This is a genomic window from Pseudundibacterium arcticum (assembly GCF_042646465.1).
GTDB classification, from domain to species: domain Bacteria; phylum Pseudomonadota; class Gammaproteobacteria; order Burkholderiales; family Burkholderiaceae_D; genus Undibacterium_A; species Undibacterium_A arcticum.
In genome coordinates, this window is sequence record NZ_JBHRTP010000109.1 from 1 (window position 1) to 14,455 (window position 14,455).

General features: G+C 51.5%; 17 protein-coding genes. 2 read left to right on the forward strand and 15 right to left on the reverse strand.

All coding sequences use genetic code 11. From position 1 onward, the window contains the following. Positions 1–55 precede the first annotated feature (55 nt). From ACFOFO_RS25555 to ACFOFO_RS25575, 5 genes are all read right to left on the reverse strand, one after another. On the reverse strand, positions 56–646 hold the full coding sequence (locus ACFOFO_RS25555) for a PRTRC system protein A (RefSeq protein ID WP_390328694.1): 591 nt from the start codon (positions 644–646) through the stop codon (positions 56–58). After that, on the reverse strand, positions 639–1,370 hold the full coding sequence (locus tag ACFOFO_RS25560; protein WP_390328696.1) for a PRTRC system protein B: 732 nt from the start codon (positions 1,368–1,370) through the stop codon (positions 639–641). The genes ACFOFO_RS25555 and ACFOFO_RS25560 overlap by 8 nt, the downstream gene beginning before the upstream one ends. A 10-nt stretch (positions 1,371–1,380) precedes the next feature. Continuing rightward, positions 1,381–2,442: a PRTRC system protein F gene (locus ACFOFO_RS25565; protein ID WP_390328697.1), complete on the reverse strand. Its 1,062-nt coding sequence runs from the start codon at positions 2,440–2,442 to the stop codon at positions 1,381–1,383. Positions 2,443–2,559: 117 nt separating this feature from the next. After that, positions 2,560–2,793, reverse strand: coding sequence for a PRTRC system protein C (locus tag ACFOFO_RS25570; protein WP_390328700.1), 234 nt, complete (start codon positions 2,791–2,793; stop codon positions 2,560–2,562). 125 nt (positions 2,794–2,918) lie between these two features. Beyond that, the gene (locus tag ACFOFO_RS25575; protein WP_390328702.1) at positions 2,919–3,689 is read right to left on the reverse strand and encodes a PRTRC system ParB family protein; all 771 of its coding nucleotides are present in this window, start codon (positions 3,687–3,689) and stop codon (positions 2,919–2,921) included. Positions 3,690–3,756: 67 nt separating this feature from the next. Between ACFOFO_RS25575 and ACFOFO_RS25580 the strand changes: the two genes are divergently transcribed. Next, on the forward strand, positions 3,757–3,915 hold the full coding sequence (locus ACFOFO_RS25580; protein ID WP_390333417.1) for a hypothetical protein: 159 nt from the start codon (positions 3,757–3,759) through the stop codon (positions 3,913–3,915). Between the two features lie 107 nt (positions 3,916–4,022). Here the strand turns inward: ACFOFO_RS25580 and ACFOFO_RS25585 are convergent, their stop codons facing one another. The 5 genes from ACFOFO_RS25585 to ACFOFO_RS25605 form a co-directional block, all read right to left on the reverse strand. Next, positions 4,023–4,268 carry a hypothetical protein gene (locus ACFOFO_RS25585; RefSeq protein WP_390328704.1) on the reverse strand — a complete coding sequence of 82 codons (246 nt, stop codon included), beginning with the start codon at positions 4,266–4,268 and terminating at the stop codon, positions 4,023–4,025. Positions 4,269–4,349: 81 nt separating this feature from the next. After that, positions 4,350–5,087, reverse strand: a complete 738-nt coding sequence (locus ACFOFO_RS25590) for a hypothetical protein (protein ID WP_390328707.1) — start codon at positions 5,085–5,087, stop codon at positions 4,350–4,352. Positions 5,088–5,165: 78 nt separating this feature from the next. Beyond that, complete coding sequence (locus ACFOFO_RS25595; protein ID WP_390333420.1) at positions 5,166–5,336, reverse strand: hypothetical protein; 171 nt, start codon at positions 5,334–5,336, stop codon at positions 5,166–5,168. Positions 5,337–5,426: 90 nt separating this feature from the next. After that, entirely contained in the window at positions 5,427–5,999 is a 573-nt protein-coding gene (locus tag ACFOFO_RS25600) for a DUF5983 family protein (protein WP_390328709.1), read from the reverse strand. A gap of 287 nt (positions 6,000–6,286) precedes the next feature. Beyond that, a complete protein-coding gene (locus ACFOFO_RS25605) occupies positions 6,287–7,486 on the reverse strand; it encodes a tyrosine-type recombinase/integrase (RefSeq protein ID WP_390333423.1) in 1,200 nt (399 codons plus the stop codon). 386 nt (positions 7,487–7,872) lie between these two features. Here ACFOFO_RS25605 and ACFOFO_RS25610 point away from each other — a divergent pair, with 386 nt between their 5' ends. Beyond that, positions 7,873–8,880 (forward strand): DNA-binding protein, encoded by a 1,008-nt coding sequence (locus ACFOFO_RS25610; RefSeq protein WP_390328717.1) that lies wholly within the window; start codon positions 7,873–7,875, stop codon positions 8,878–8,880. Between the two features lie 121 nt (positions 8,881–9,001). Here ACFOFO_RS25610 and ACFOFO_RS25615 read toward each other — a convergent pair whose 3' ends face one another. The 5 genes from ACFOFO_RS25615 to ACFOFO_RS25635 all read right to left on the reverse strand — a co-directional run bounded on the left by ACFOFO_RS25615 (position 9,002) and on the right by ACFOFO_RS25635 (position 14,396). Beyond that, entirely contained in the window at positions 9,002–10,300 is a 1,299-nt protein-coding gene (locus tag ACFOFO_RS25615; protein WP_390333425.1) for a replication initiation protein, read from the reverse strand. A 1,789-nt stretch (positions 10,301–12,089) separates the two neighbouring features. Then, positions 12,090–12,344, reverse strand: coding sequence for a hypothetical protein (locus ACFOFO_RS25620; protein ID WP_390333427.1), 255 nt, complete (start codon positions 12,342–12,344; stop codon positions 12,090–12,092). Positions 12,345–12,409: 65 nt separating this feature from the next. After that, entirely contained in the window at positions 12,410–12,583 is a 174-nt protein-coding gene (locus tag ACFOFO_RS25625) for a hypothetical protein (RefSeq protein ID WP_390333430.1), read from the reverse strand. Between the two features lie 358 nt (positions 12,584–12,941). After that, positions 12,942–13,811 carry a DNA/RNA non-specific endonuclease gene (locus ACFOFO_RS25630; protein WP_390328726.1) on the reverse strand — a complete coding sequence of 290 codons (870 nt, stop codon included), beginning with the start codon at positions 13,809–13,811 and terminating at the stop codon, positions 12,942–12,944. Positions 13,812–14,108: 297 nt separating this feature from the next. Further along, on the reverse strand, positions 14,109–14,396 hold the full coding sequence (locus tag ACFOFO_RS25635; RefSeq protein ID WP_390328729.1) for a hypothetical protein: 288 nt from the start codon (positions 14,394–14,396) through the stop codon (positions 14,109–14,111). Between the last annotated feature and the right edge of the window lie 59 nt (positions 14,397–14,455).

Here is a 14,455-nt window from a genome sequence, read left to right on the forward strand (position 1 = left end):
TGGCGTGGAATGCGTGTCCAGTTTGCGCTGGACCGCGTGTCCAGTTTGCGGCGGATTAGGCGTCCAGTTTGGCTGGATTACGCACATTGGCGCACAAACGGAATTTTGCTTGCACGTCGCCGTCAAGACAGCCAAAAACTGCAGCCACCTTAAATTCGCCACGATCATCCTTATCGTCCGTTGAAGAAAAGAAAGCACCTATCCGGCCGTGGGAGTGAATATCCACGATCAAATGTTCGCCTTCTTCGAGCGCCGGTCGATCGAACGCAACATAGTCGTTGCGCGCCACCTTCGGCGCCAACTTGACCAGCTTCCATTCGTCCGTCCGTTCGTTCCAGACGATCCACGCAGCGCACTCGAGCGGGCATTGCTGTTTTGCAAACTGCACAAAATCCAGCAATAGTGATTGCGCTGCAGGGCGGACCTGCAGCGCCTTCTCGACGACACCGTAAGGCATGGCTACCTTGGTCTGTTGCACCAAGGGCCAACGCATGTACAGCCACGGGCGCCGCGCTTCCAGCCACATCCCGTCAGCGGCCACCAGGAACCGATGCCCATTCGACTGCAAGGACTCCAGCTCCTGGAACTTTGGCACCATCAGTGTTGGCGAGACGCTTTGCAGCGCCGTATCGATAGGGTTAAGCATTGACTGACTCCTTTCCCCATTGAGCCAACATTGATTTCAACGTCCGTTTCGTACCCACCAAGCATTCAGTTGGGAACTCCTTGAACTTGCCGTCCAGCATGTCGCGCCAGAATGCAAACACGCCGGTTGGATACTTCACCAACCCATTCTTGGTTTGCACGTTTGGATGGGTAAATGCCGACTTGAAGAAGGCATTCGTCCATGCGTCCGGATTGGACGCTTGATTACCCTTAGGAAGGGCAGTCGATCCAGCGCAGATGTTTCCAGCTTCCCAGACGTTGAAATACGGCGCAACTGATATTGCTGCGTCGGCCGATGGGCGCTGGTTTTTGTCCAATGCGAACACAAACCACTTGTAGTTAATGATCGCGAACACCAGCGCCGGGTGTGGGACCACTGCAGCTCGTTTTCCCAATTCCTTGCAGGAAAACGAGATGCGACGCGACTGAGCCGGTACCCACCACACGAGACAGCGGTTATCTGCAGCCAAGATGTCGGGATGCAGGAGTTGCAGAGGTCTTGTGACATGCTGCTCGACGCCTTCAAACATCTGTAACAGCGCGTCCTTCGTGGCTGGTCGACCTTCCTTGATGATCGGCCCCGCTTTAGTAAGCGCGACGTCATGTATCGTGACCAAATCGGTCGACCCACGCCCTGAGCCGTACAGCAAAATGGCGTGATGCAGATCGTAGTTTGGGATTGATTGACGAATTGAAACTTCCATATGGACCTCCTTAGGTAAGTTGGCAGGAGAGGGCATCCAGCAAGGCATCGACTGTTTTGAGCAGTCGACATCCATCCAGAATCCCATCCCACCATTGATTGAATTTGTGCGTATCGCTCAGATCCACGAACTCCATATGCATGGCGTCCGTGTAGTGATCAGAGCATTGGTTGCACATGTCATAGTAGTCATCGAGAATGCGTGACATTTGGTCCTCTTCCGAGAACCGAATTGCCGCCGTGTGATAGGCAGGTTCCGCATCCGAGTAACTGAATTTCCCAAGTTTGTGGGCTCCCTTTGTCCAGGCATCAGCAGCCTGGAGCGTAGCGTTCAAGACCGTCTTGGCCCACTGTGGGATCGACGTCTGATTGCTAATGCGGGTCACATCCTCCGGCGTAAGCTTCAGTTCTGGTGATACAAACCAGCCGGGTATGTTGGCCAACAGGGTTGCTTTGGTGATCCGATCGTCCGACTCTTCGTCATCTTCATCACCAAGTTCGTCTTCGTCGTCTTCTTCCAGGCCGTATAAGTAGGGCAAGGAGTCAACGGCGTAATCGAATGTGAACAGTCCCATGCCAGCCCATGCTGCGGCCTTGAGAACCGAATACACAGTCTGGCCGAGGCCTTCGGCAATGTCTTCCAATGCGCATAAGACTTTGCCGATGGTAATTATTGGCGAATGATCCAGATGAATTTGAAAGGTAATGCTGGCATTTTCGTCCAGCTCAACGTTGCGCTCACACCCCTCACCGATTTCTCCATCCGATATTGCAATGTAAGGTGTCAGCACTTTCAGGTTTCCAACGGCAGCCGCAATTTCCCGGGCGACTACCCTCTGGATCACGTCATCGATACTTTTCTTGGATCTGAGATCGACTGGTTTCATGATCCCGGTTTGGAAAAGTTGCCTTGCCAACTGAACAATCGAAGGATGAGCACCCATCGAGTACCGTGAAGGTATCGTGGTGCTCAACTTCGGAAGCGTCAGAAGAAAGGCGGGAGAATCTGTGGATTGGGCATTAGTACTTTCCCTTTCCGCGATTCCAAAAGCGATTTCATCACCTTTGAACATAATTCCTGCTCCTTAATGTCCACATGAAAAAGGGGGGCTATTCGCCCCCCTTTCCTGGTCCCGCCACCTGGTTCATCTAGCTTCTTGCGAAGCCATTGCTCGATGTCGGGTCCCATGTCAGCCCTTCGCGCCTTCCGTTCGGGTGAACGCATAGACGAGTTTGTCGGCCTTAACTACCGGTCCTTCAATCGTTGCATTGTTAAGTTCCGGATAGACTGCGGCGTACGTGTCTTTCACTTGTTCAACGGTGAAATGGGTCCCCGGATCGGGCATTTCGGTTCCGTTGTAGGTGAAAACGCGGATTGCTGCGCTGATAGCAAGTGCTGTCACTTGTGCATTGACGGTGGTCATTGTGATCCTCCTTTACGACATTTCGAAAAGGTTGGTTTCTTTCGGGACCGACGACGTCGACGATACGGCCGGGTCTCCCTGAGGTGACCCCGAAGCTGTACTGTCAGGCTCCTCATCAAAAGCGGTCAAGTCGGCGCGCACCGGTTCCAAAGTTGTCGGTTCAACATCGGCGCCGACTGGATCGGATGACGCGTGCAGGAACCAGCACCAACAGACTCCGAGAACAGTGCGGTCTGCAAATCCGAATTATGCGGACACGCCGCACATTCAGTTTTGTCGAAAATCGCACCAGTCATGCTCTTGGATACTTGACCGAGCATTTGCTTGATCGAGGCGACCGGAACTTGATTCTTGATGATGGCTTCCAGTGCCTTATCTTGCTGTTCACGGGTGGTCGTGGCGAGAAGTTCGGCATGCCCCAACTGAATTTTGCGTTCATTCAGGGCAATGCGTACCAACTCCGAGCAGTTCATGAGAGCCAGACGACTGTCCAGCTTCTGGCGCTTCCAACCTAGGCGGCTTGCAGCCTCTTCCCGATCGCCTTTGTAGCGAGCAAGAATCTTGGCAGCTGCTACCGCTTCCTCGGTCGGGGACATGTCTGCACGCTGAATATTCTCGACCAGAGCCAGCTCGTCGGCTTCGGCATCCGTCATTTCCTTAAGGAGATAAGGAATTTCGTATGTCTCACCGAAAATATTGAGAGCCGCACGATAACGACGTTCGCCGGCGACGATCTGGAGCTTGCCCTCGAAAGGACGTACCAGGATCGGTTGAATGACACCATTAGCTTTGACCGACGCTTCCATGTCGGCCATTTCAATAGGGTCAAAATAGGTCCGTGGATTGCGACCTTGAACAATCGAACTTAGTGGAGCTGTTGGTTGTTGTGATGACATCGATGTCTCCAAATGAATACGGAGACTCGATCCCCATCGGGGACAAAGTCCCCGAGTGGGTAAGTGGATGCTGAGAGCTCAGCTGCATTTTTCCGCAAAACAGCCGGAGAAAATTCTGTCCGATACCTATAACGGCATGAAACAGGATTCTCAAACAGGCAAAAATTGGAAGCATAAGGAAACTGCTTTGGGCAGCGATGCCGGAGCCGGCAAAAGAATGTGCTGAATTAGCCGTCAGCTCGAATAATTTTGATCTTGCCCGATCGACAGAAAAAAGTCAAATTGACATGTGTAAGCACTCCTGGCTTATGGCCAGGAGTGTCGTGGGATGAATCAAGCAATAACGCTATTTGCGATAGTGCCGACGAGATCCGCTCCTTCCAAAGAAAAGCGGCGGATCGCGATGCGATGACAGGAAAATCGCGTGTCCTGATCACATACTTGACCATACACCTTGAAATAATGATCAAGATAGCGGTCAAGCCTTTCGATATTCCGATTTCCATAGCCTTGTGCGTCCAAATAATCAATTGCGCACTTAGCAGGTAATGGCAGATAAATATAGGGAGTGGGTACCATGATTTTCCTCGTTCAAGAGATCAAGGGCCCGACCCACAAGGGACGAGCCCCCGTGGGTGTGTGATTGCTATGGCAAGACGATCAATTGTTGCCGCGTTGATGAAACATGATCATGAGAGTTTCATGGAGTTTCCAGGAGCCGCCAGTGGCAGGGCGTGCCTGCTGCATATCCCGCAAGGAGATATTGACGCCTGAAACCCCGTCATTTTTTGGGGTTCCCGTGCGTACCTGGATCACGTTCAATGTTGCCGGGTCAGCGGTGCAAGAAAACTTGTTCAAGAATGACCCTACGGTTCGTCCTTCCCAACTGGGAAACTCGAAATCGCTGTGCATCGAGTTCAAACAATCTCCGACCATTGGTTCTGCATCGTACAACTCGCGCGAGATGACCGTGTTGGCCGGAAGCTGACTGAGAATTTCTTGCGCCACCAGATTGCGTCGAATGGATACGGTTTGACGCAGGGTAAGACTGGTTGAAATTGATTCGGCATGCAAGGCTTCCACAAAAATACTCCTAGCAACCGAGGATCCCTCCACCGATTCCGACTCGAACAATTCTCCTTCCTTGTCGAAATCTCGCCAAACGCCCCCGTCTTCTGAGAGCGAATCGTTGCCATGGATTCCGATATACCAAACATCGTCGAGAGGCGATGCAGAGTTACGAATCTCACCGCCGCAGGAATCGCAAACTACCTGGGCTATGGCAGTCATGAATCGTTGGTATGACTCACAGCCATCAAGTTCTCCGATCGATTCCGGTCTTGTCAGCAGTTTAGAAACAAGTTCGGCCAACTGTGCGGCAGATATTTGCTTACTCATGAAAATCTCCTTCGTAATGATTGAAGGAGCCAGCCCTATAGGGACATGGCCCCAAAGGTGGATGAATATGCTGAAGGCTCAGCGCTGGTTTCCCAGGTTGCCGTGATCACGCTGGATCTCGATACCGCTTACGATCGCATCGCGAAGAACGATAGGATCGAAGTCCCCTTCATCTTCCATGGTTGCATTGACCAAATAGCGGTGTTGAATCGTTTTTATATGCTCTCCTAAAATTTTAGGCAGCAGCATCCCAGGACGGGATGCAATCCCGCCTGGGTAAAATGAAGTTGAAAGTTAGCCCGATACTTTTGTGTTTGCTTGACTTGCCGGCGCCGTGTTTTACACGGGTGATGGCCAGTCATACTTTTGCGCTAGTTCATCGGCATAGCTATTGGCGCTCTCAATTTTGCTGAAATCGCCGACACAGTCGAGGCCGCCTTCCTTCAGGTGGACGTATACCGAGTGGAACTCCGGGTCTTCGTCTACGATTTCGCAAAATGTACCGTCTGTCCCATCGGGTAGAGCGAAATTGCGAACTCCGTGAATTTCCAGTCCGTCGTACTGATCGTGACGATCACCGATGATCGAATCTGCATAGCGATCGTCAAGGTCGATGCATTTCGGCGCCACGTCATGATCAAATACAGGCAGGCCATTCAGCACGCTGGCGTCAGGATCGAATTTGATCCAGATGATGCCTTCGGTACGCGCTTTGGCAACGACGACCGCCAGATCTACTTCAACAGGCAAAGCGTCTCCATGGTTGGCGCAATAAACGAAGCCCCCATACTCGTAAGCGTAGGTGACACTGCTACATTCGCCATCCGTGAGCCGCGTAAGTGTTGCCGGCGTCAGGTGGAGGGTTGAGATCGCTGCGAGTGGTTCAATTGCGAATGAAAATGTATTGCTCATGGTTCCTCCAATAAAAAAGGGAAACCATGACCCAGCAGGGAAATAGTTCCCCCAATGGGTTGCGCAGAGAATCTGCAAGGATGATGCTGGTTCACTCCAGCTAGATGCGTCGTACGCAGTACGACATGAAGCTGAGAAATCATAGCCGACATGATTCCATAGTGCAACTGTCGGTAATTTCTATTAACTTTCACCAGTGAAAGTTGGCGTTAATTTTCTGTACAGATCAATGTTAGCTCTGGCCACACGCGATAATGATATGAAAACTTAGTGCCGACGCTTGCATTTCAGTCAATATCAGAAGGTGACTCCACTTTATCGTTTTCCCATAGTTGGTGGCCTTGAGTCTGGTTATGTCGTGCTTGGTGTTCGACATGAACATATCGCATCGTGGTCGAAATATTGGCGTGCCGCAAATTCTTTGACACCATTTTAATGTCGGCCCCTGGAACATTCACCTGATCGGTCGCAGAGGTATGCCGCATCCAATGGGTCGAGGCTCGCCTCAAGTTGTTGGCAGCCTCCAAGTTGCCGGTTTTCTCGGTGTGGATTGCAGCATTATTGAGTACCTGTTTTACCAATTTGTAGAGCGCGGAAGCTGTGATGGGGCGAAGTTTTCCCGACACGTCCGACACCATCGGAGTTTCGTCATCAGGGGACGGCAGGGGGGCAAGGCCGAGAGATGTGCGATAGGACATCAATTCAGCCATCATTTCTTCGTTCACAGGGACGTTACCCGTGACGCCACCCTTACCCTTTACTTTCCACCACCATTTGCCCTTGACACGGCGAATGCTGTTCATTTTGGCATTGACGAATTCGGATCGACGAACACCTGATAGGTACAGCGCTGAGAATATCCATCGAACGCGATCGTAGTGCTTTTTGTCGATTTTATTGCCGTCCTGCATTGTCTCGATGTAGCGACGGAGCGCGTCCAACGCATCTCGCTCCAAGAACCGCTCGAAAAAATCCTCCTGCTCCTCCTCTGGGGGCGGCAATTTACCAAGAAGGCGCCAGGGGTTGCCCGGAACGTAACCGGCATTGCAAAGGAACTCATACAAGCCAAAGATCTGCGTGCACGTTTGGCGAATTGATGAGTCTTTGAGCGGTCCGACGAATGGCCGCCACTCTGGATTGTTCGAGCCGTCTTTCATGTGGCGAGGCTTGGATGGGCCGCACCAGTGTTCTGCCGGCTGCGGATCTCGAAGAAATTCCCGGTAATCCTCGCAATCGCTCTTCCGTACGGCACGAAGCGGAAGTCCACGTTCCGTAATCCACAAATAGAATCTTTCGGCATCTTTTCGGGCCGCGGCAACGGTGTTGGGACTGTGCGCATAGCGAGAGATCCATTCCTTGATGGCATCGACGTCATTCGTTGCGGAAATGAGTTGACCATCGACCGGCGCAGTGCCAAGGCTCAATGCGAAGTCTGGGGCCAATGGTAGCGAATTGCCAACTATTCCTGAAATCATATTTCCTTTCATTATCGCGACTCCTGACCATGGTTGATTCCGTCTGTCGTCGCATGAGTTACGCGTATGGCATCAAATATTGTCACTCCAGACATCAAAATGTTGTGAGGTGAGAATGTTTCACGCCGTTTTTTATCTCCTGACCACAATTATCGAAACTAATGCTGGTGCGGCTCGCAGCCCGGTTGTACACCCCTGAGACCGTGGAACATTTGGCGACACACGACATAGTGTAGGAGAAATTTTTCCATACGTCAAAATTATCACCATTATAAACATAATGGTGAAAAAAACAGGATTTACGATTATTTTAATATGATATTATTCATTCTTATTCATAGCCGCAAAAAAATTTGTCTTTCTGACATTGCATGCGTTCACACAATTGAGAGGCTTCTATGGCCAGAGAAACGAATACGCGCGAATTAGTTCGCGAAATCGCCGAGGCGGCACTGATACGAGGCGAAAAACCGACACAAGCCATGGTCAGGCGTCAGATCCTGGAGCAGCATGGACGGACGGCGAGTCCGAACGTTGTGACTGAAGAATTGAACAGCTTCCTAATCGATTCTGCGAGCGTCAACGCCAAACGCTTTTCTTTGCCGGGCCTGCCGGCCGCGGTTTCCGAATCGGTCACCGCCCTGTGGACGATCGCATGCGACCATGCAAACGATTTGGTAGCCGACAAAGTCCGCCTGGCCGAACAACGTGAAATTGCGGCCGAACAGGCTATTCAATCCGTTGAAAGTCAGCTCGTAATCGAAAGGATGAATTCTATCGGTCTGAAACACGATCTCGAACTTGTAGATCAGGCGCTCAATCAAAAGGCCCTCACCGTAACCGAGCTGCAAAACGAGTTGCATGAGACCCGTGCCAAGCTTGAAGCTGCCGTCGAGCGCAACAGTGATCTAGTGGCCGACAAAATCCGTGGTGAGGCATCTGCAGTCCAACGCATCACTGAAATTGAAACAAATTCGCGGCGTGAACTGGAGCGGGTACGTACTGAGCATGAAAAGGTGATCGAGCATTTGACCACCGCCCATCAACAAGAGGCACAGACCTGGGACGGCTTACGCAAGCACTTGCTGAATCAGACGGACCAAATCCGTCAAGCGGCAAAGAACGCGGATGAAAGCCAGCGTGCCAGGATCGCCGATTTGGAAGTTCGCACTGGCCTGCTCACCCGAAAAGCAAACGATGCACAGGACGAATCAAGTAAGCTGCGCGGCGCCCTTGAAGCTTTGCAAACGCAACTGGTCAAGGTGGAGTCTGGCGAGAAAGCTGCGCGTGAAGCCCTGCTTCGCGCCGAACTGTTTGGAAAAGGTCAGATCGCGGAAATCGGAAGATGGTTAGCTGGCGCATCGCCCGGGGTACAGCAGGCATTTTTAAATGAGTTTGAAAAGTGATGGTGATGGACCTTAATCCCTCTGGATACACCATAAAATTACTCGATCATCGGCGACATTGGTTGATTCCCGCCCTTGAGAAACCACGCCACGATCAAGGTCACGCGCATCGGTTCAATCTTCAGGAATTTGACTTGATGGCGCCATGCTTTAGCGCAAAGCCAAGGATCTCGCCATCGGAAGCGGGGCCCCAAACTTTATTTGCAAGCCACTTGTAGAAAGAAATCAGATGTCGATACGGTGGCATGGACGCGAAGTTGATGCGCTCTGATGGCTCTGTAACCCCGTCATTGAACTCTTCCACAAATCCCTTCTGCATGTCGGCCGGGACTTCATTAAAGTAGCCTTCCGCATCCTTGTTTCGCTGAGCGTTGAATTCTTCAAGGAGGCCAGCGATGATCGCATTTGTCTGTCCATCGTTCCTCGGTGAATCGCTCTTGACCTGATCCTTTGCGCGCTGATTCTCCAAGGCATTCTTGAAGTAAGCTCCGACGTTACGCAACTGCGGTAACGATGGGTCGCTTAAGCGCTTGACTGTATATTGGTAATGGGCCTCCAGGACATTATGCGAATACTTGGCCAATATCGCGACGCGTTCCTTTTCTTTGATGCCCCAGGCCTCCAGACGGGAGTCCCATTCCTCTGACTTTTTCCTATTCTCGTCGGTCACCAAGAAAATTGGCTTTTCCTGGACGATGAACTGCAGGTCTGCCACACGCCGCCCATCCTTGACTTCAATGAGCTCAATCGTTATGTCGCTACGAAGATTGATCTCCCTGATCGCGGGGAGTAGCTTATCTTTCTTGAAATATTTGTATTGATTCAGGGTCGACGTGGCATCGATGCTGCCGTAAATGGCCCATCGCCATTCGGTCCACGGCATCACCACGGTCTTTTTTACAGAGCGATAGCGAACGCACCACTCAAATAATGCCGTTGCGCAATCCAGACGGAGCTGACGCTGAATCCGCAGGTCGATTCGAGCGAAGATCTTCGGATCGAACAACATGGGCTTGATTTGAGGCGAGTATGAATAATAGACATGTTCCTTGTCCATCGCGACTGTCGGCAGCAGGATACACGACGCCCACATCTCGTTTCCGTCCTGGCTAAGAACATCCCACTGCACCGCGATCTTCTGCATTTGCATCAAGGTATCCTTGAAATGCTTGCGGTTCGGTGAGGTGTAATCGATCATATCCATCAATTCCGAACGACGGATCGAATACATACCATCCCGGCTGGTGCCGTCATGGGCATTCTTGAGCATGGCATTCCACATCAGCCGCTGCGTTCGCGTCATACTTCCATCGATGACGCCCATGTGTACAGCCTGAACCGGCTTTTTCAGGATCTGCGGTTTCAGCTGGAATATGTCCAGGGAAAACTGTTCCGAGTTCGCTTCTGGCTTCTTCGCCATGTCAGACCCTTAAAGGTGGAATTTTTATCGATTCTCCACCTATACATTTATTGCGTCAATCGAAACAAAATCGACCACCTTTGCCCATTCTGAGATCGCCACGGCGTAATCCACGAGCTGTAGTAGCTATCCACCAGGGTCTACGGCCGCCATCGGATCTACTTTCCTTTAGGTAGGCTCAAAATCCACCACCTATAGCAGAAGAAGAGCATATTTTTCGTGGTCCAAGACCGCCCCCCATCTAACTAAGGCTCAAAAACAACCACCTTTAGCGCTTTTTTACAAGATGCACTATCAAAAACCACCACTTTGCACGGGAGTTTTGCTCTATAACCCACACAAAAACGACCACCTATGAGCGGCGATCCATCGGCCACCGTGACACCGGAAAACGATAGGTTAGATTTAACCTATTAAATCAATTAGTTAGGCTAATTTTATCGTCGTTCTGACTGCTCAAAATCAACCACCTTTGACTTGAAAGCACCATCAAAATCGACCACCTTTCCCTGGTACAGACCCGCTCCGCCTATCAAAATCCACCACCTATGACGGTTTAAGCCCTACCTACCCTATCAAAAACTACCACCTAATTAAATTGTTCCGGACAAAATGCACCTCAAAAACCACCACCCTCGAATTTGGTGCCCGCTATCGCACAAAATCCACCACCTTTGGACTGTCTGAAGCAAATTAATTGCTTATTTATTAATTTAAAGGAGGGGTTTCTGGATAATTCCCGTCTATATTGATGCCGAGCAACCAGCAGAGGCTATCAAAAACCACCACCTTTCAGCGGAAAGCAGATGCGGAAACACGTACTTTTCCCGTGTTATTCGAGATAGAGTTAGATAAAATTTCCTGGAAGGAATTTTTAACCAGAAAAGTACCCGTTCAAGATCACTTATCCACAGGTGCAAACAAAAATGACCACCTAAAAACATATCAACTCACCTGTGTATACAAAAACGACCACCTCAAAACATATCCACCCACCATACCTATCAAAAAGCACCACCTTTCAAACAAAATCAACCACCTTACCCGGCTGGAACCCGCATGGGGATTACGTTTGCTCTGCGTAAATGTTGTTTAAACGAAGTAAAGGTTTACGTAAACTTTCTTAAACAACACGACGCTGTGTTGATAAAAAAAGCTTAACCAAACCACCACCTATAGCCACCGCTCGAACCAAGCGATCAGAAAAACCATCCTTGATCATCCTCCAGTGCATCGAACACAGGAGGTCATTTCTCAAATTTCTGCAAGCACCGGTGTTTTTAGACATTACCGAGAAAAAAAGGGGCGAAATGCCCCCTTTGTTGCCACTGTCTAACAACCCACGGTTTTATAGACGCCTTCTCTTAATGGGGGTGCATGATGCCGTGCGCTTCGGCGTAATCGCGCAGGGCGTCGTTCATGCGTGGCCTTGCATGCGTCGAGCACGTCGCTATCGAATCGGATATTGGTGGCAACCTGTTGCCACTTCCTGCAGGCCGTCCTCGCCCACCTCGCAACGTCAACCGCTTCCCATTCAGCGTCAGTCAATGGCCGCGCGTCCGGGTCGGACATTGCTGCCGCCGTGATGTCCACATCTTCTTTAGGGGTGGGGAGAATCGTCCCTGGTTTAAGTATCGGCATAGCGTCTTACCTCTCTATGTTCGTGGCATGGCGCAAGCGGTACCCACGATTGCTCCGCGGTGCAAGCGGTTGGATCTTCCGGAACGGATTCTGTGGCGTTCATGCCAAGTGGTCTGCCATTCACACTCAAGCGCATCATGGCCGGAGGTTATTTCTTGGCGAAGGGATTTGCGACAGTATCAGTCGGAACGATCTCGATCTGGCGTGGCAACGGACCGGACTGCAGTTCGGCCACTATGGCATCCAACAGCGCCTTCAGCTCCAGGGCGATCGCCAGTCCGGATTGATCTTTCGTGATCTGGGTCGAACCATAGATCGCGACCTGATCTACACGGTTTTCGATCTTCAGATCATCAATCTGCAAGGCTTCGGTTTCATTTTTGAATGGGGAAAAACCTTTCATGGGACTCCTTAAAATTAATCTAAAAACACGATTTATCTGTCGTTATTCGCGGAGAGGATGGAAATCTATCGCTCTCCAACCCAAATCCATATCTGCCCTTCCAGCATGATATTGCCAGCAAGCCGTTCTCGTTGTATCAGGCGCTCCGTGACGAGCATCGCCAGATCATCCTTGCGGGACACGCCCTGATCGTTAGCGATTCCTTCGAGTCCCGCCGCGTTAAACGGACTCTCTTGCATGCGCTCTCGGAGTTTGAGCAAGATCGAGGGAGAAATGCGGCTTCCAAGCACTTGCATGACGAATTCGGGTTAGGTGAAGGTGTGAGAGGTAATGACCCGACCGCTGGCGTCAGCAAGCTGGATCACCGCGCCGGCGGCAAATGCAACATTCCGGTCGGGGAAAGCGTCTGCTGCACTCTTTCCCATCATCGCTAGATAATCGGCATGCGTTCACAAGCGCCATGCCGGTTCGTTCTGGAAATTTTTGCAGTCGAGATTTTGGAAGATGATCGCCATCGAGCCTTCGTCGCCTTTCCAGATCCATTCACCGTTAAGGAGGACCTGGTGTGTATGTTGTGTTGACATCGTTATCTTTGTGCTAGCGCAGCAAGTGTTTGGCCAAGCGGTACGCGGTATAGCCGGCCGGCAGATATCCAGCGTGGTGTCGGCCCGAACCGTATTGGGAAACGTGCTCGGCCTGCGTGTTATAGCCATGCGGCGTTGGCTCGGGCAACGGCATCTTGCTGCGTTTGACCGATTCTGGCAATGAAGGAAACAGATTGATACCAATGCGCTGCTCTAGTTCCGCAATCGACACGGTTTGATAAGCCATCCCAGGGGCGTTGGGCGTGATGTAGGCGGCAGCCTGTCGATGGTGCGGGTCGTAGATCGCCTTGAAGATGCTGGTCGGTACGAACACGCGTCCATTGATGCGCTGGAGTGAATTGCCTTCGAATATTGGGCCGGTGATCACGTACAGATCCCGGCTTTCCGCCATAGTGCGCGTACTCGATTCGATGCCCTCCCAAAGGTGCCGGTTGTTGTCGGCGTTTTGAGGGATCATATTGGCGAGGGTAAAACTCTCGTTCTGCGCGCGAGCGGACGGCATGTCGCCGGACGGACTCATGTGGCCACGGTCATAGCCAGAACGTGAATAATCTCTCAGTTCGGCGCCAAACCCGCCCGGCAACGATTCTTCTGGATGGAAGGAATTGACGCGTTTTAACGATCGCGCCTGATACAGATTCGACCTGGTGAGGTGTTCGGCCGACCACAACGGGGTGCGGGTGACGCCCGAATGCATTACAGCGAACGCTTCAAAGCACAGCGGGGTCGTTTTGTCGGCCATGCCACGGTTCAGGATCTGTGGCACGGTGCCGTCGAAATATTGGGCATGGCATTGCGCTTGGGCGACGTTGGCCAGTCCGGCCAGTAGAAACAATGCAATGACGAGTAGTCGTAAATTCAATTGGTGCCTCCGTGAGTAAGTGAATCAACGGTATCAAGTAAATTTCGGTTGTCTAGTCGACTAACAATTTCGCATCCCTTTGACATGGCAGGCACGCCGGCCATGTCAAAGCAATCAAAATGAGGATCTGCCATTCGTGGGTTCACGAATGGCAAATCGGAAGTAACTGCGTCAGCGCAGGACACAGCAATTACAGTCCCATCCTGGACAGTGCGCGAGCAATGTCCGTTCGTGACGCTCCCCTGTCGTTGATATCGTGGATGGCCACCAACAGCGGTGTCGACGGCATCCCGAAGTTCATGCCCGCTCGGAAAATAGCTTGGCAGAATAGCCGGTTTCCTTCAGAGCTGGAAAGCGGCCGAGCAGCATGCCATCGAGACGTTTGTCGGCCTCAGCACATGGCTTGTAGTCATGAACCGCGAACTCTGCAAACTCAGACAAGGCTGCGGCGCCGTGGGTACAGCAAGCAAGCACCTGTTTCGAAAGATCAAGATTGAAATAAGTGCCGTAACACATTTCCAGCCCATTCCCGCCGCGCCGGATTGCCGACGACAGCGGACTTCGAGTGATGAGGTTGGTATGCATATTGGGCTCCTGTGGAAAAACGGAGCCCAGACCTCATCCGAGGTCTTTGCCCCGCGAAG